At 55.3% G+C, this 17263-nt stretch carries 14 protein-coding genes; 6 read left to right on the top strand and 8 right to left on the bottom strand.

Annotation, left to right across the window (positions count from 1 at the left end):
• The first annotated feature begins 174 nt into the window (after positions 1–174).
• The 5 genes from mntR to HV213_RS19090 all read left to right on the top strand — a co-directional run bounded on the left by mntR (position 175) and on the right by HV213_RS19090 (position 5225).
• Complete coding sequence (gene mntR / locus HV213_RS19110) at positions 175–648, top strand: manganese-binding transcriptional regulator MntR (RefSeq protein WP_181482908.1); 474 nt, start codon at positions 175–177, stop codon at positions 646–648.
• Complete coding sequence (locus tag HV213_RS19105; RefSeq protein WP_181482907.1) at positions 645–1751, top strand: anion transporter; 1107 nt, start codon at positions 645–647, stop codon at positions 1749–1751. Before mntR ends, HV213_RS19105 begins: the two co-directional genes overlap by 4 nt.
• 107 nt (positions 1752–1858) lie before the next feature.
• Positions 1859–2899: an aldo/keto reductase gene (locus HV213_RS19100; protein ID WP_181482906.1), complete on the top strand. Its 1041-nt coding sequence runs from the start codon at positions 1859–1861 to the stop codon at positions 2897–2899.
• Between the two features lie 162 nt (positions 2900–3061).
• Positions 3062–4438: a glycoside hydrolase family 1 protein gene (locus HV213_RS19095; RefSeq protein ID WP_181482905.1), complete on the top strand. Its 1377-nt coding sequence runs from the start codon at positions 3062–3064 to the stop codon at positions 4436–4438.
• A 70-nt stretch (positions 4439–4508) separates the two neighbouring features.
• Positions 4509–5225, top strand: a complete 717-nt coding sequence (locus HV213_RS19090) for a GntR family transcriptional regulator (protein ID WP_112214709.1) — start codon at positions 4509–4511, stop codon at positions 5223–5225.
• 45 nt (positions 5226–5270) lie between these two features.
• Here HV213_RS19090 and ldtB read toward each other — a convergent pair whose 3' ends face one another.
• Both ldtB and HV213_RS19080 read right to left on the bottom strand, forming a co-directional pair.
• Positions 5271–6185 (bottom strand): L,D-transpeptidase, encoded by a 915-nt coding sequence (gene ldtB / locus HV213_RS19085; RefSeq protein WP_110275345.1) that lies wholly within the window; start codon positions 6183–6185, stop codon positions 5271–5273.
• Between the two features lie 203 nt (positions 6186–6388).
• Entirely contained in the window at positions 6389–7171 is a 783-nt protein-coding gene (locus HV213_RS19080) for a tyrosine-protein phosphatase (protein WP_181482904.1), read from the bottom strand.
• A gap of 179 nt (positions 7172–7350) precedes the next feature.
• Between HV213_RS19080 and HV213_RS19075 the strand changes: the two genes are divergently transcribed.
• Positions 7351–8943, top strand: coding sequence for an ABC-F family ATPase (locus tag HV213_RS19075; RefSeq protein WP_181482903.1), 1593 nt, complete (start codon positions 7351–7353; stop codon positions 8941–8943).
• Positions 8944–9161: 218 nt separating this feature from the next.
• Here HV213_RS19075 and HV213_RS19070 read toward each other — a convergent pair whose 3' ends face one another.
• From HV213_RS19070 to moeA, 6 genes are all read right to left on the bottom strand, one after another.
• A complete protein-coding gene (locus tag HV213_RS19070; RefSeq protein ID WP_181482902.1) occupies positions 9162–10424 on the bottom strand; it encodes a DUF1479 domain-containing protein in 1263 nt (420 codons plus the stop codon).
• A gap of 137 nt (positions 10425–10561) precedes the next feature.
• Entirely contained in the window at positions 10562–11377 is an 816-nt protein-coding gene (locus tag HV213_RS19065; protein WP_181482901.1) for a Cof-type HAD-IIB family hydrolase, read from the bottom strand.
• Between the two features lie 210 nt (positions 11378–11587).
• Complete coding sequence (locus tag HV213_RS19060; protein ID WP_112214704.1) at positions 11588–14020, bottom strand: formate C-acetyltransferase/glycerol dehydratase family glycyl radical enzyme; 2433 nt, start codon at positions 14018–14020, stop codon at positions 11588–11590.
• Between the two features lie 4 nt (positions 14021–14024).
• Positions 14025–14924, bottom strand: a complete 900-nt coding sequence (locus HV213_RS19055) for a glycyl-radical enzyme activating protein (RefSeq protein ID WP_181482900.1) — start codon at positions 14922–14924, stop codon at positions 14025–14027.
• Positions 14925–15077: 153 nt separating this feature from the next.
• Positions 15078–15833 (bottom strand): molybdopterin-synthase adenylyltransferase MoeB, encoded by a 756-nt coding sequence (gene moeB, locus HV213_RS19050; RefSeq protein WP_181482899.1) that lies wholly within the window; start codon positions 15831–15833, stop codon positions 15078–15080.
• Complete coding sequence (gene moeA, locus HV213_RS19045; RefSeq protein WP_181482898.1) at positions 15833–17068, bottom strand: molybdopterin molybdotransferase MoeA; 1236 nt, start codon at positions 17066–17068, stop codon at positions 15833–15835. Before moeA ends, moeB begins: the two co-directional genes overlap by 1 nt.
• Between the last annotated feature and the right edge of the window lie 195 nt (positions 17069–17263).

Raw genomic sequence — 17263 nt, 5'->3', positions numbered from 1 at the left:
CCTGTAATTTCGTCCTTCGCTCCTTGAAGGATGTGTGTATTACATACAGATATAGCACAGGCTATATTGTATAGCTATGGCTAAAACGTTAAATTTTTGTTCTCTGTGCACGATCCATTACAATGGGGGTCCTTTTAGATGATGCTTGATGCGTCACAGGAATGAGGAAGCACAATGAACCGTCGCGCAGGTAAGCCAATAACTAAAAAAGTGACGCAGCTAGTGAATGTCGAAGAACACGTTGAAGGGTTTCGTCAGGTGCGCGAGGCGCATCGTCGGGAGTTAATTGATGACTACGTCGAGCTTATCTCCGATCTGATCCTCGAAGTGGGTGAGGCTCGTCAGGTAGATATGGCCGCACGTCTTGGCGTTTCGCAGCCAACGGTTGCGAAGATGTTAAAACGTCTGGCGAGCGTTGGGCTGATCGAGCAGATCCCGTGGCGGGGGATCTTTTTAACCCCTGAAGGCGAAAAGCTGGCGCACGAGAGCCGTGAACGTCACCAGATCGTCGAAAACTTTTTACTGGTGATTGGGGTCAGCCCGGAGATAGCCCGTCGCGATGCCGAAGGGATGGAGCACCATGTCAGCGAAGAGACGCTGGCGATGTTTAAACAGTTTACCCTTAAGCAGGGGTTACAAGAGGAATGAATCTCGTCTTTGTTCAGTCGCTGGCCCGCGACCGCTTTTTACATCTGCTGCTGATTGTTGGCGTTGTTTTAAGCTTTTTTGTCCCGTTTGCACCCAGAAGCTGGCTTCACGCCATTGACTGGCACACGATTATTACTCTTAGCGGGCTGATGCTACTGACCAAAGGCATCGAACTTAGCGGCTATTTTGATGTGCTCGGCCGCAAAATGGCGCGCCGTTTTGTGACCGAGCGCCAGTTAGCCATTTTTATGGTGCTGGCTGCCGCGCTACTTTCCACTTTCTTAACCAATGATGTCGCGCTGTTTATCGTCGTGCCGCTTACGCTGACGTTAAAAAAATGGTGCGCTATTCCAACCAGCCGATTAATTATTTTTGAAGCGCTGGCGGTCAACGCCGGGTCTTTATTGACACCTATCGGCAACCCGCAAAACATCCTGCTGTGGGGGCGTTCCGGCCTCTCTTTCCCGGCTTTCATCGGTCAGATGCTACCCCTGGCGGCGGCGATGATGATCACTCTGCTGGCGCTGTGCTGGTTCTGTTTTCCTGCGAAGCCCCTTAACTATCAGAGTAGCGACAGATCGCCTTCATGGCGGCCGAAGCTGGTCTGGAGCTGCCTGGCGTTCTATCTGGTCTTTTTGACCGCCTTAGAGCTGAAGCAAGAGCTGTGGGGGCTGGTGCTGATTGCGCTGGGTTTTCTGTTGCTGGCGCGGGCGGTGATGATTAACGTCGACTGGTCGCTGCTGCTGGTCTTTATGGCGATGTTCATTGACGTTCACCTGCTGACCCAGCTCCCGGTTCTACAGCATGCGCTCAACGGCGTCGGACAGCTTTCTGCCGGAGGGTTATGGCTCACGACGATTGGCTTGTCGCAGTTTATCAGCAACGTTCCGGCGACTATTTTACTGCTTAACTACGTTCCGCCTTCGGTGCTGCTGGCCTGGGCGGTCAACGTGGGCGGTTTTGGCCTGCTGCCGGGCTCTCTGGCGAACCTGATTGCGCTGCGCATGGCAGGCGATCGCCGTATCTGGTGGCGCTTCCATCTCTATTCTCTACCCATGCTGCTGTGGGCGGCGCTGGTGGGCTACGGGTTACTGCAACGCTGATTTTCAGAGAATTGGGCAAGAAACAAACAGGAACGCCACATTCGCACTCTTCGACTCCGGGGTATAACTATTCCCGGCAGTTAATCATCCTGATTAAGGAGAGTTCTATGCGATATCAAAAACTGGGCCATACCGGCCTGTTTGTTTCTGAGCTGTGCCTGGGCACCATGACCTTCGGCGGAGAAGGTGGCCTGTGGGGGAAAGTGGGTCAATTGCGTCAGGCGGAAGCGGAACAGCTGGTGGGCAGCGCGCTGGATGCGGGGATTAACTTTATCGACACCGCTGACGTCTATTCTGAAGGGCGTTCGGAAGAGATCACCGGCCAGGCGCTGAAGAATCTGAAAGTGCCGCGGGAAAACGTGGTGGTAGCCACTAAAGTATTTGGTGAAACCGGCACCGCGGGCGTCAATTCACGCGGCAGCTCGCGCTATCACATTATTGGCAGCGTAAAAGAGAGCCTGCGACGCCTTCAGCTCGATCATATCGATCTCTATCAACTGCACGGTTTCGATCCGGCAACGCCTATCGAAGAGACGCTGTATGCGCTGGATAATTTGGTGCAGCAGGGTCACGTCCGCTATATCGGCGTGTCGAACTGGGCGGCATGGCAAATCGCTAAAGCGCTGGGGATTTCCGAGCGGCTTGGGCTGGCGCGCTTTGCTTCGTTGCAGGCTTACTACACCATCGCTGGGCGCGATCTTGAGCGTGAACTGGTGCCGATGATGCAAAGCGAAGGGCTGGGATTGATGGTCTGGAGCCCGCTGGCTGGCGGCCTGCTCAGCGGGAAATATGATCGCGATGGACAGTCCGCAAGCGGCGGTCGCCGTCAGGAATTTGATTTCCCACCGGTGAACAAGACGCGAGCTTTTGATTGTATCGATGTGATGCGTGGAATCGCCGAGGCTAAAGGCGTTTCAGTGGCACAAATCGCGCTGGCCTGGCTGCTGCATCAACCGGCGGTGAGCAGCGTGATCATCGGCGCGAAGCGTGCGGATCAGTTGGCAGACAACCTCGCGGCAACCGCGATTCACCTCAGTGACGTCGAACTGGAACTGCTGGATGCGGTCAGCGCGCTGCCGCGGGAGTATCCGGGCTGGATGCTGGAGCGCCAGGGTGAATACCGTCGGGGTCAGCTCGCGCAGCAGTAACGTTCCATTTCTTCAGCTTTCTATAAGCCAGATCGTGCAGACCACGACCTGGCTTTTTTATACGCAGCACTCACAAAAACGATCCGCAAATTTGCTTGATAACGTAAATTCGTTTATATGACTAGTCATGAAATTAATATGACTAGTCATAAGGTGCGAATCATGAATGAAACACTACCGGCAGATTTTCTATGGGGTAACTCGGTCTCCAGTATGCAAACCGAAGGGGCGTGGAATGAAGGCGGTAAGGGGATGTCGGTCTATGATATCCGCCAGCCCGCGGAATTTGCTTCCGACTGGAAGGTCGCCACCGACTCTTACCACCGCTACCGGGAAGATTTTGACCTCATGAAAGATTTGGGGATGAACTGCTACCGCTTCCAGATTGCCTGGAGCCGCGTATGCCCGCAAGGCGATGGCGAATTCAACGAAGAGGGTATCGACTTCTATCACCAGTTTATTGATGAGCTGATCGCCCGCGGCATCGAGCCGATGATCTGTCTCTATCACTTCGACATGCCGCTGTCGCTGGCGGAGCGCTACAACGGTTTCACCGACCGTCGCGTAATGGAGGCTTTTATCCGCTACGGGCAGAAGATGATCGACTGCTTTGGCGATAAGGTGAAGTGGTGGCTGACCTTTAATGAACAGAATCTCTACCATATGCCGGACGCGTTTCTGATTTCAGGCTATATGCGCGGAGAGAAAACCCTGCGCGAGCTCTATCAGATTCAGCACCATGTGATGATGGCCCACGTCCATCTGACGCAATATCTGCACCAGAGCAAACCGCAGTGCCTGATGGGCGGTATGCTGGCCCACGCGCTGGTTTATCCGGCGACCTGCAAACCGCGCGATATGCTCTGCGCTCAGCAGCTTGATGAGTTCTTAAACCAGAACCTGCTGCGCGCATACGCCGGGGAGGGCTACAGCCCGGAAGTGATGCATGTCGTGGCCCGCGAAGGCTTCGACGATATTTATCTGCCGGACGATCTGGCGCTGATGGCGACGGTAAAAATCGACTATCTGGCTTTTAGCTACTATGCCAGTAAAGCCCTCGACAGCGATGCGATCCCGCCGGGCACCCCGGTGAACAACTACATGCAGTATGGTGATAAAAAGAATGAATATCTGCAGGCCACCGAGTGGAACTGGCAGATTGACCCTGTGGGCTTTCGCATGATCATCACCCGCTACTACAACGACTGGCGGCTGCCGGTATTCCCGATTGAAAACGGCATTGGGGTGATTGAATCCTGGGATGGCGAAAACGAAGTGGCTGACGATTATCGCATTGCCTATCATCGCGATCATATCAACGCCATGAAAGAAGCGATGTTTGAGGATGGCGCGCAGGTGATTGGCTACCTGGGCTGGGGATTGATCGACATTCTCAGCTCACAGGGCGATATGCGTAAACGCTACGGGGTTGTTTACGTGAATCGTGAAAACCACGATCTGAAAGACCTCAAACGCGTACCGAAGAAAAGCTATGCCTGGCTGAAGCGGGCTATTCACAGCAACGGCGAAGAGATGTAACGGCGCGTCAGGCGGGCAGATAGTGTATTCTGCCCGCCAGCCACCATCAGCAAAGCAAAAGGATCGGGCAATGACGGCCAAATATCTGAATATCGCGCGGGAAATTAAAAAGCGCATCATCAGCCAACAGTATCCGGCCAGCGCGCCATTACCCGACCAGTTCGCGTTAGCGGCGGAATTCAGCACCAGCAGGATGACCATCCAGCAGGCGATGCGCCAGCTTATCGTCGAAGGACTTATCTACACCCGTAAGGGGCAGGGCACCTTTGTGCGCAAGAATTTTCTCCAGCTTTCGCAGTGGGAGCTGCCCGGCAGCGACTATTTTGGCGCGACGAAAACCTGGGAACATTTAGGGGAAGTGACCAGCCGGGTGATTCGCTTTGAGCTGCGTTTTCCCAGCGAGAAAGAGCAAACGTCGCTGCTGATCGACGCCGACGCCCCGGTCTATGATTTCGTTCGTCTGCGCCTGCTCAACGACGAACCCGTATCGCTGGATTTGACCGTGATGCCCGTTGCGCTGGTGCCCGGCCTGAATAAAAGTCATCTGGAAAGCTCGGTGTTTCGCTACGTGCAGGAGACGCTGGGGCTAAAAATGATGGGGTCGTATCGCGTAGTGCGGGCGATAAAACCGCAAGATCTGGATAAGGAGCATCTCAACTGCGAGGTGAGCGATCCGGTCTTAGAGGTTGAGCAGGTTATCTATCTGGAGGATGGGACTCCGCTGGAGTATGCCCATTGCCACTACCGCTACGATCACGGCGGCATTATTCTGGTCAATAACGGATAAAAAATGGCGGGCACCAGGCCCGCCGTTCTGTTTTTTCTTATCAGCTTAGTTCAGGCGCACCGGCATACCGGAACGGTTCTGAATGGCCTGATCAACCACGCTCTGATCAACATCCGTCTGGCCAGTAATAGCCTGCACTGACTTGGTCAGGTTAATCGGCACGATTTCACCGTCCTGGAACTGTGCTTCAGTGGTGGACAGCGGGTTGTGAACTTCAATGAAGCGGCTGCCGTCAGGCTCGGTGGTGGCTTTTACCGGCTCATCGATAAATTCAACGCGGGTGCCGACCGGCACGTTGTCAAACAGGAATTTGATATCTTCGTTACGCAGACGCACGCAGCCGTGGCTCACGCGCAGACCGATACCGAAGTTGGCGTTAGTACCGTGGATGGCGTACAGACGGCCGATATACAGCGCGTACAGGCCCATCGGGTTATCCGGACCTGCCGGGACAACGGCTGGCAGCGGTTCACCTGCGGCAATATATTCTGCGTGCATTTTGGCGGTTGGGGTCCAGGTCGGGCCCGCTTTTTTACGCTCAACTTTAGTCACCCAGTTGATCGGCGTATCTTTACCCAACTGACCGATACCGATAGGCAGCACGATCACAGTGTTGGTGCCTTTCGGGTAGTAGTACAGGCGCATTTCCGCGCTGTTGATAACGATACCTTCATGCACGGTGTCCGGCAGGATCAGCTGCTGCGGAATATTCAGTACGGTACCGCCCTTTGGCAGGAAGGTGTCCACGCCAGGGTTGGCTTCCAGCATGTTGGATAAGCCCATCTGATATTCGGCGGCAAAGTATTCCAGCGGCTGCTTGTTGCCTTCCGGGATGGTGATGACCTGGTTTTGGCCAATCAGACGGCTGCCATCGGTAGGCAGTGGATAGGTTACAGCAGAAGCTGTGTTGCAAAAGCCCACGATGGCGAAGGCTGCCGCGAAGAGAGTCGATAATTTCATATTCTTTATGTCGTTGGCGAAAACAATGCCACACAGGCCTTTGTCAGATTAAACAGGGAGTCGATGGGAGCGCATTATATGTGCATTCCGGCAAACAGGTAAATGAGATGTGTACGAAATCACATTTTTTTCCCCGTGCTGTTTTGAGTGTAGCCTGCGGGCGTTGGCTGTTGTCGCAATTTGTGGCATCCAGGCCGAGGGGACTACCCCTCCAGAAGTCTTGATTGAAGCGCTTCTCGCGCCTGCGGCGTGAGCTGATACTCGTTTTCCAGCCAGCTATCAACGCTGGTATATCGCTCATTAATTGCGCCGAGCGCGGCGGCGAGATATGACTCCTGCACCGTCATCATTTCGGCCAGATTTTGCCGCCCGCGAGCGGTCAGTTCATCGCCGAGCGAGTGGAGCATAAAATCTTCGACCTGGGTCAGCATGCCGTGGGTGAGCAGGTACTCTTCCATCACCGTATGGGTATCACAGCCGAGGGCCAGCAGCGTCAGGGCGCAGCCGACGCCAGTACGGTCTTTACCCACCGCGCAGTGCTGCAGCAGCGCGCCGTCGAAAGGCTCCATCAGCCATCCGGTGAGCTGGCGATAGGCGGCGTTATTAAACGGCAACTGGCGATAAAGTTCGATCATAAACTGCTCGCCGTTCAGGGCATTCAGCGTCGCGGCATTCAGCTCTGTCACTTTTGCATTGACGTCGCGAACGTGCGGGTTGGCGGGAGCGTTGAGATAGTGCGCCAGTTCGTTCAGCTTATCGGGGCTACGATTCACTTCAGCCGGGTCGCGATAGTCAATGACCCGGCTAAGAGGAATAGTATCCAGGTGACTTAAGTCATCGGTGGTCATCATATGCAGCGAACCGGAGCGCAGCAGTTTACCTGAACGCACGCGGCGACCGTCGGCGGTACGCTGACCGCCCAGGTCACGAAAGTTGATACCGCCCTGTAGCGATAAGAAAGCCGGATGGCGGGAGAGAGTGGTCATAGGTTCCTTCCGAATTTATGGAGAAAAATTACGCATCAAGCAGTGTAACCGCGCAATATGACAATGACCCTAACATAAGCGTCCGCTACGATTTTATTACGACCCGTGAAAAGTGAAGCATTTGCTGGCATAATGTCTGGTTCATCACACTTCTCATTCTCTATTTTCAGGATAACCCCGTGCTAGTGTCCAGCAACGTCACCATGCAGTTCGGCAGTAAGCCGCTGTTCGAAAACATTTCCGTCAAATTTGGCGGCGGCAACCGTTACGGCCTGATTGGCGCCAACGGTAGCGGTAAATCGACCTTTATGAAGATCCTCGGCGGCGATCTGGAACCGACGCTTGGCAACGTCTCCCTCGATCCAAACGAACGTATCGGTAAACTGCGTCAGGATCAGTTCGCGTTTGAAGAGTTCAGCGTGCTGGATACGGTTATCATGGGCCACGGCGAGCTGTGGGAAGTGAAGCAGGAGCGCGATCGTATCTACGCTCTGGCGGAGATGAGCGAAGAGGACGGCTACAAAGTGGCTGACCTCGAAGTGCTGTATGGCGAGATGGACGGCTATTCTGCCGAAGCGCGCGCCGGTGAGCTGCTGCTGGGCGTCGGCATTCCGGTGGAACAGCATTACGGTCCGATGAGCGAAGTTGCTCCCGGCTGGAAACTGCGTGTGCTGCTGGCTCAGGCGCTGTTCTCTAATCCGGACATCCTGCTGCTCGATGAACCGACGAACAACCTCGACATCGACACCATTCGCTGGCTGGAGCAGACGCTGAACGAGCGTGACAGCACCATGATCATCATTTCGCACGACCGTCACTTCCTCAACATGGTTTGTACCCACATGGCGGATCTCGACTACGGCGAGCTGCGCGTGTACGCCGGTAACTATGATGAATACATGACTGCCGCTACTCAGGCCCGCGAGCGTCTGTTGTCTGATAACGCTAAGAAAAAAGCGCAGATTGCCGATCTGCAATCCTTCGTCAGCCGCTTTAGCGCCAACGCCTCTAAATCACGTCAGGCGACTTCTCGCGCCCGTCAGATTGATAAAATCAAACTTGATGAAGTGAAAGCCTCCAGCCGTCAAAACCCGTTCATTCGCTTTGAGCAGGACAAGAAACTGTTCCGTAACGCGTTGGCAGTCGAAGAGCTGGCGAAAGGTTTTGATAACAACCTGCTGTTTAAAAAATTCAATCTGCTGCTGGAAGTGGGCGAGAAGATTGCCATTCTTGGCGCCAACGGCGTGGGTAAATCTACTATGCTGAAAACGCTGGTCGGTGAGCTGGCGCCGGATAACGGTACCGTTAAATGGTCCGAAAACGCGCAGATTGGTTACTACGCGCAGGATCATGAATACGAATTTGAAAATGACCTGACGGTATTTGACTGGATGAGCCAGTGGAAACAGGAAGGCGATGACGAGCAAGTGGTGCGCAGCTTCCTCGGCCGTCTGCTGTTCAGCCAGGACGATATCAAGAAGCCTGCAAAAGTACTTTCCGGTGGTGAGAAGGGCCGTATGCTGTTCGGTAAGCTGATGATGCAGAAGCCGAACATCCTGGTCATGGATGAACCGACCAACCACCTGGATATGGAATCGATTGAATCGCTGAACATGGCGCTGGAGATGTATCAGGGCACCCTGATCTTCGTTTCCCACGACCGCGAATTCGTCAGTTCGCTGGCAACCCGCGTGATCGAAATTACACCTGAGCGCGTGGTGGACTTCACCGGTAACTACGAAGATTATCTGCGCAGCAAAGGCGTCGAATAATTTTCCCGTTGTCTTTCACGCTACAGATGCGTTGGCTGCACCTGCTCACCCCGGTCACTTACTGATGTAAGCTCCCGGGGATTTACAGGTTGGCCGCCTTTCTGTAGCGCGAAATACTTAGGGAAAATAATCTACGATTTGCAATGGTCAATCGACTCTCCCGGATCTGTAGCCCGGCTAAGGCGTTCACGCCGCAAGCCGGGGAGAATGCCGCCTCGTTACACTATTCCCAAAGCACGCTTACCGTGGATATTTAAATCATCCAGGGTAAAGCGGTCTTTCCAGTCGGCTTCATAATCTTCACGCGGGAAATCTCCCGGCGAAACACCTTTCTCCAGCGCCACTTTGACCTTATGCGCATAGGCGAGGTTTTTCTCGCACATTGGCGCGGCGGGGATGTACATCACGTTGCCCCAGCCCTGCTGGTTATCCACCGGCGCGACCGAGTGGATGACGTCGCAGTGCCACCACACCGAATCGCCCGCATTTAACGCTGGAATAGAGCTTAAGGCTTTAATCAGCAGCGGATGCCATTTCTCTGAAATCGGCAGTACCTTGCCCGGCGCAACGCCGCACAGTTCATCATCCGGCACATCGTCGAGCAGAGGGCGCAGCAGCACGTAAGCCATCGCTTCAGGAATTGGCACCACGTGCAGCAGGCCCTGATCGGGGATCATATCGGAGAGCGCGGTCCAGCCCTGGAAGGTACGGAACACTGAGCATTTGGTGGTGTTATCGACGGTATACTCCTCCACCTCAGTACGATGCGCCGCATCCCACGGGTCGTAAGCATCGATATTGCCGTTAAAGACGTCAGCAAAGACTTGCTGATAAGCCGGCAGCAGCCAACGCTCCAGCGCGCCGGAATCGGTATGTGCGCCAAGACCTTTCGACGTGGTTCCCGGCGGGCGGCGGCGAATGCGGTCCGGATAAATCACGCTCACATCCGGGTCGAACCACTGCTTACCGTCGCGGTTAAAAGTCCACAGGCGGTTGAGGAAAGATTGCACGGCAGCCATTTCGCTGCTCTGGCGGGCCTGCATTTGCGCCTGCGACCAGTAAATCGGATAAATCTCCGGGCGTGAAGCGTCCAGCGAGCCGAAAAAGGTGTCGCCGGGGCCTTTATAGACGTCGTCGAAATGGTTGAGGTCGAGATACTCCAGCATTGAGTTATCCCACGCCAGCGCCCGATCGCGAGAGAAATGACCTTTGATGACCGCGCAGCCACGACGCTTGATAGCTTCGCGCTGGGCATCCGTTACCTGGCCCTGCGCAATATCGCTGAACGGAATGACCGGCCAGACATCCTGACCGTTGGCTTTGAGGGCGTCAATTTCCTCCAGGCGTGCGGTGATGCGCGCCGTCAGCCGATCGAACACCGCCTGCACGTCACCGATCTGCGCGCGCAGCTCCTGCTTAATCTGGCGGATTGCCGCTTTATGGTCGGCGGGTAGTGTTTCACAGGTATGGGTAACAGCCATGATGACCTCTCATCTTTCATTCGAAAGTAATAAATCTTACAAACGTTAATTTAAGTTAAAATTAAGTTAATGCAAGTTTAAAATTATGCGGAGGAGCACAAAACGGAAAACCGGAGCAGAAATGCTCCGGTGAGAGATCATTCGTTGAAAGGGGCAGCGTGGTCGAGGACGGCCTGAATAACATTTAGCGCGCCGTCATGGTTGTTGTCATCGGTGGCGAAACGCGATATCGCTTTAATGCTCTCAGCGGCGTTATCCATGGCAAAGGAGTATTTCACCAGCTTTAACATCTCCGTATCGTTCGCGCTGTCGCCGATGGCGACACACGCCTGCGGCGAGATGTTCCAGCGCTTAAGCAGGCGGCTGATGCCGTTGGCTTTATGCAGGCCAGGGATAATCAAATCGACGAAGCCAAAGCCGCTGGTGACCGGCTTCATGATGCCGTCCAGCGAGACGTGCAGTTTGTCGATAAGCAGCGGGATTTCGCTATCCGGCAGGTTAAGCGAAAACTTAAACAGCTTATCGTCAATATCGTGGTAGTTGCTGATGCGCTGCAGGCGATGGTAGTGCTTTGACATCAGCGCGACAAAGGCGTCGGGCGCGCGGTCGCTGACGTAAGCGCTTTCAAGGCCACAGGCGACGAAGTTGAGCTGCGGGTCTTTGAGCAATTCACCAATCACTATCTGGGATTCGTGGCGGGTGAGCTCGCCGTGAAACAGCTGTTGACCGTGTTCATATACCAGCGCGCCGTTTTCGGCAACGAAGGAGATCTGCTCGCGGATTTCCGGGAAAAATGAGATCAGCTGGTAGTACTGGTTGCCGCTGGCGACAACGAATTCGATACCCTGCTGTTGGAGTTGCGCGAACTGCGCGAGAAAACGCGAGCGGTCATACTGCTTGGCGTCATTGAGAAAAGTTCCGTCCATATCGGTGACGATAACTTTAACAATCATAACAAATGCTCCTGGCTTAACTTCGACCAGCAACATTCTAATTACAATGTGATGTGGAGCACAAATTTATTTCGAATGAAAGTTTGCGTTCACCGATGTGCAGAGGAAAATCCCCGGGTTGCGGCGTAAACGCCTTACCCGGGCTACCGGTCCGCAAACGGTGGTGAACCAGTAGCCCGGCGAAGCGCAGCGCAAGCCGGGGGACTTAACTTACAGCGTATGCTCGGTACGGGCGATAATATCGTCCTGCGCATCTGGCGACAGGGCGGTAAAGAATGCCGAGTATCCGGCTACGCGGACCACCAAATCGCGATACTGGTCAGGGTGTTTCTTCGCTTCCAGCAGCGTCTCGCGCGACACGATGTTGTACTGAATATGCCAGCCTTTATGCACCTCGAAGAACGTGCGCAGCAGCACCATCAGTTTCTGCTTATCGGACTCGTTATCCAGCGTTGCCGGATTCAGCTTCTGGTTCAGCAGCACGCCGCCAAGAATTGAACCGGTAGGCAGCTTACCCACCGAACTGATAACCGCGGTCGGCCCCAGATGGTCGGTACCGGAAGCCGGGCTTGCTCCTTCCGCCAGCGGTGAATGCGCTTTGCGGCCATCCGGCGTCGCCATGGTCTGCGCACCAAATGGGACGTTAGCGGAGATGGAGGAGGTCCCGGCGTAATAGTTGCCGCCAATCGGGCCGCGACCATAGCGCGGGTTGTGATACTGCTTCAGCTCATCGATATAGGTCTGGTAAGCGCGGGCCAGCAGGATATCAACGCTATCTTCGTCGTTGCCGTATTTCGGCGCGCCGTTGATTAAGCGCTGGCGCAACTGCTCGTGGGTCAGGCCTTCAAAGTCTTCAGCCAGCGCTTTTGCCAGCTCTTGTTGTCCAATGACGCCCTGATCGAACACCAGTTTCTTCACCGCTACCAGGCTGTTGCCGAGGTTAGCGATACCGACCTGCAGACCGGAAACCCAGTCATATTTAGCGCCGCCCTGCTTGATACTCTTCGCGCGCTCGATACAGTCATCGACCAGCGCCGAGCAGAGAATATCGTGCACGTTCTCTTCCAGCATGGTGTCGACCACATACTCAATCTCGATAGATTTGCGTGTGTAATAGCGGATCTGCGTATCCCAGTCGGCCAGCACCTGGTCGAAGTTATCAAAGTTACCTTTCGACAGCGCGTGCGTTTGCGGCAGGAAAACTTCACCGCTGGTGGCATCACGGCCGCCTTCCAGCGTCGCCAGCATTACGCGAGCAAAGTTGATAAAACTCATCCCGGTGCAGCGATAGCCCCACTTGCCGCCGACCGCGGTTTCGATGCAGCCGATAGCGGCATAATCGTAGGCGTCCTGCGGCTCAATGCCGAGCTTGATAAATTCCGGAATAACGATTTCGTCGTTGTTGAACGCCGGCATCCCGAAGCCGCAGCGAATCACCTGCACGCAGGCGTCGAGGAAGTCGTTGCTCATGCCCGCGTGGTAACGCACGCTGAGGTTTGGCTGCGTAGAACGCAGGCGACCGCAGGATTCTAGAATCGCGTAGGAGAGCGGGTTCACTGCATCTTGCGCGACGCCGTCTACCAGATTTTGACCGCCGATGGTGACGTTCTGATACAGCGGGCTACCGGCGGAGGCTTTAGAGTGCGAGCCGGAGCGAATTTTGTTCACTTCCAGCAGCTTCAGCCAGCAGCAGTGCAGCAACTCAATGGCGTGCTCGCGGTCCAGAGACTGCTCAAGCTCGACGTCGCGGCGGTAGTACGGGTAGAGATACTGGTCCATGCGGCCAAAAGAGACCGAGTGACCGTTGGATTCGACCTGCAGAATCAGCTGAATGAAATAGCACAGCTGCAGCGCCTGCCAGAAGGTCTTCGGCGGTTCGTGGGCGATAATGTCGCAGTTCTCGGCAATGGCCAACAGCTCGTCGCGACGGGATTCACGGGTCTCCGTTGCCGCCATGCTGCGCGCCAGCTCAGCGAAGCGCTTGCTGTGCTCGCTCACTGCTTCCAGCACGATATCAATGGCTTTCAGGAACTGCTCGCCGTGCAGGTCTTCCAGTACCGTCAGGTTGATGCGCGAACGGCGCTCGGCGACTTTAGCGCGCATTCCGTCAAGGCCTTTTTCCAGCAGCAGCGGGTAGTTGACCGCCAGGTGCGCATCACCGGAGGTCATATTACCTTCGGCTTTAATAATCCCGGTTGCGAGCAGCGCTTTTTGCTCATCGGTAAACATGCCGTAGCAGCGATCCTGTACGGTCTGGCCACGCCACCACGGACACACTTCGTGCAGTACGCGTTTGTTCTCTTCGCTGACCGCAAAGCCTGCGCCGGGGCGATCGGCCAGGTCATCGATCTCTTTTTCGATCCAGCTAACCGTATACTCCGGGAAGATTGGCGCGGCGCGGACTTCGCTTGCCTGGTTACCGACAACCAGTTCGTCATGTTTGATCCAGATAGTGCGTTCTGCCAGGTGATGGGCCAGCGCCAGCGCGCGGCGTACCGGAATCGGTTTATCCAGATGCTGCTGATAGGCTTCAGTGTAGTGCTGGGCGCGCTCGGTACAGACCGGCGGCTTGACGATATGCACCAGCGCCATTTTATGTGCCTGAATGCGCGGGCTTAGGGTATCCAGTTTCAACGTTGTCATAAGGTTATCCTCGTAGAGTCGCCGTTAAACCTTTGCTCTGAGCGTAGTGCTGCGCGAAGGCGAGCAGCTCGGGGGCAGCAAGCGGTTTGTCCGGAGCGGTATAGGGCTGACTGAGTAATTGGTATTTGTTCATTCCCAGCGTGTGATACGGCAGGAAGTGGATCTCGCCGACCTTTAAGCGGTCAGCGGCAAAATCGGTTATGGCGGTAATATCGCTTTCATTGGCGTTAAAGCCCTGAATCAGCGGCACGCGAATAATGATTTTTTTCCCGGCCTGCGCCACGCGTTGCAGATTATCCAGCACCCGGCGAGCGCTGCCGTCGGTCCACTGCTGGAAAATAGCCTCATTGACGTGCTTAAGGTCGGCGAGGAACAGGTCGATAAAGGGTAAAGAAGGCTCGACGTATTTCCATGGGACGTGCAGACAGGTTTCGACGGCGGTATGAATCCCTGCGTTGTGGCTGGCTTCAAACAGCTGGCGGGCCAGCTCCGGGTTCATAAACGGTTCGCCGCCGGAGAGAGTGACGCCGCCACCGCTGCGATCGTAGAACGGTTTATCGCGCAATACCTTCGCCATAATCTCTTCGACGTTTTTCTCTTCGCCGCAGACCGTCAACGCCGTAGTCGGACAGCAGTCGCGCAGCTTGCTGATATGTGCATCGGTGAGCTTTTCTCGATGGATTATCAGGCCATCCAGTTTGCGGGTAATAACGTCCGGCGCCGCCTGCTGGCAGAGGTCGCAGCCGTCAAGACACAAGCGCGCGTCATACAGCAGATCCGCCGTGCGGGCGCGGCTTTCCGGGTTCTGACACCAGCGGCAGCCCAATGAACACCCTTTAAGGAATACGACGGTGCGGATCCCTGGGCCGTCATGGGTGGAGTAACGCTGAATGTTGAAGATCATGATTTACCCTCTTCTTTGCATATGAAGATTAAATTACTTTCGAATGAAAGTTGTATTGATATAAATCAACAAGCAGAGTGGGGGATAAAAGCGGGAGCAAAAAAGTTGCGAGCGGTCACAAATAATCCGGCGGCAAGGCCCGCCGGAGAAGGGTTAAGGTGTACCACACACCTCACACTGTGGATTACGCATCAGTTTCATTTCGCGAAACTGGCAGCGCATGGCGTCGTACATAACTATTTTACCCGTAGCAGGGCTGCCGTAACGGGTCAGAACCTTGATGGCTTCCATTGCCTGAAGCGAACCGATGGTACCGACCAGCGGCGCCATCACTCCGGCTTCGACGCAGGTAAGGGCGTTTTCGCCAAACAGACGGCTCAGGCAGCGGTAGCAGGGCTCATCTTCCTGATATGTAAAGACGCTGATTTGCCCTTCCATACGAATCGCCGCGCCGGAGACCAACGGGGTTTTATGCCGGAAACACCCGGCATTGAGCTGGTTGCGAATGGCGACGTTGTCGGTACAGTCGAGCACCAGATCGTGGGCGGCGATTTGCGCCCACAGCGCCTCTTCTTCCAGCAGTGCGTTTAGTGGCATGAGCTGAACGTTGGGGTTAATGCGTGCAAGCGTAGCGCGGGCGGAGTCGACCTTCGGCTGGCCGATGGTGGCATCGCTGTGCAGAGTCTGGCGCTGGAGGTTAGAGAGCGACACGGTGTCGAAATCAAGCAGGGTAAGCAGGCCGACGCCTGCAGCCGCCAGATACTGCGCGGCGGCGCAGCCCAATCCGCCAAGGCCAACCACCAGCACTCTGGAGGCTTTTAGCTGCTCCTGGCCGTCAAAATCGAAATCGCGCAGGATGATTTGCCGGTTGTAGCGCAGCATCTCTGCATCGCTCAGCTCCACGCCCATTACAGCCCCCCGAAAAGATGGTTAAAGGGCTCAACCTCTACCCATTCACCCGCTTCAACGTTATCGCGCTCGCGTTCCAGCACGATAAAACAGTTGCCGAGGCTGAATGAACTGAAGATGTGCGAACCCTGATGACCGGTGCTGCTAACGACCAGTTCACCGTCCGGGTTGCGTTGCAGCACGCCGCGCTGAAAATCGAGGCGGCCCGGCGATTTTTTCAGCCGTGAAGCGGCGCGTACGCGCAGGCGCATAGGCTGGGTTTGTCCGACGTTGCCGGAGAGTTTCGCCAGCAGCGGCTGCACCAACTGATAAAAAGTCAGCGCAGCGGAAACCGGGTTGCCCGGCAGGCCGCAGAACCAGCTGTGGTTGAGCTTGCCGAAAGCGAAAGGTTTGCCCGGCTTGATAGCCAGCTTCCAGAAGCCGATTTCACCCAGCTCTTCGAGGATCTCTTTGGTGTAATCTGCTTCGCCGACGGAGACGCCGCCGGAGCTAATCACCACATCGGCCTGCTGGTCAGCCTGAATAAAGACTTCGCGCAGTTTAGCCGGGTCGTCGGGAATAATGCCGAGGTTAACGACCTCACAGCCCAGCTCTTGCAGCATCAGGTGTACCGCCAGGCGGTTGGTGTCGTAAATCTGCCCGTCGGCAAGCGGTTGTCCTGGAAGCTGAAGCTCATCGCCGGTGGAGAACACCGCAACGCGCACTTTACGCACCACGTCGACTTCCGCAATCCCCAGCGAAGCCAGCACCGGCACTTCGGCGACGGTCAGGCGGGTTCCCGCAGGGAAGACGACCGCGCCGTTGGCAATATCTTCGCCACGACGACGAATATTTTGCCCACTTTTTACCTGAGCGATAAAGCGCACTCCGCCGTCGCTTTGTTCGGTTTGCTCCTGCATCACCACCGCATCGCAGCCTTCCGGTACCGGCGCGCCGGTCATAATGCGGATACAGGTGCCTGCGGGCCAGACGTCGTTAAAAGGCTGACCGGCAAAAGCCTTGCCTGCCACCGGCAGCACCGTGCCATCGGTGAGTTCAGCCAGGCGAACGGCATAACCGTCCATCGCCGAGTTATCAAAACCAGGAACGTCGAGAGGCGAAACGAGATCATGGGCGGTCACGCGCGAAAAGGCCTGCAACAGCGGTACGGTTTCCGTCGCATTCAGCGGCGTAATGCGATTGAGCATCTGGGTCAGGGCTGTGTCGAGTGGCATCAGTCCGGCGGTAAAATCCATGGGTTTCTCCTGCGGGCAAACATCGAAAACGCCTATTATGGCAGAAAAGAGAAGCAGGCTATATCCCACCAGGGTACAAGCTTTACATCACCGCCTGCTCTTTCTATATTCAAAAATGGTATAGGACAGTCAGCAAGATAATGATATTTATACACGTTATCCTTCAAGCTGCCTCTTTGTTGGCTGTGCTCAGAA

Source organism: Klebsiella sp. RHBSTW-00484, from assembly GCF_013705725.1.
GTDB lineage: Bacteria > Pseudomonadota > Gammaproteobacteria > Enterobacterales > Enterobacteriaceae > Klebsiella.
The sequence above is the reverse complement of the archived record's forward strand: the minus strand, read 5'-3'. Positions and strand labels throughout refer to the sequence as shown.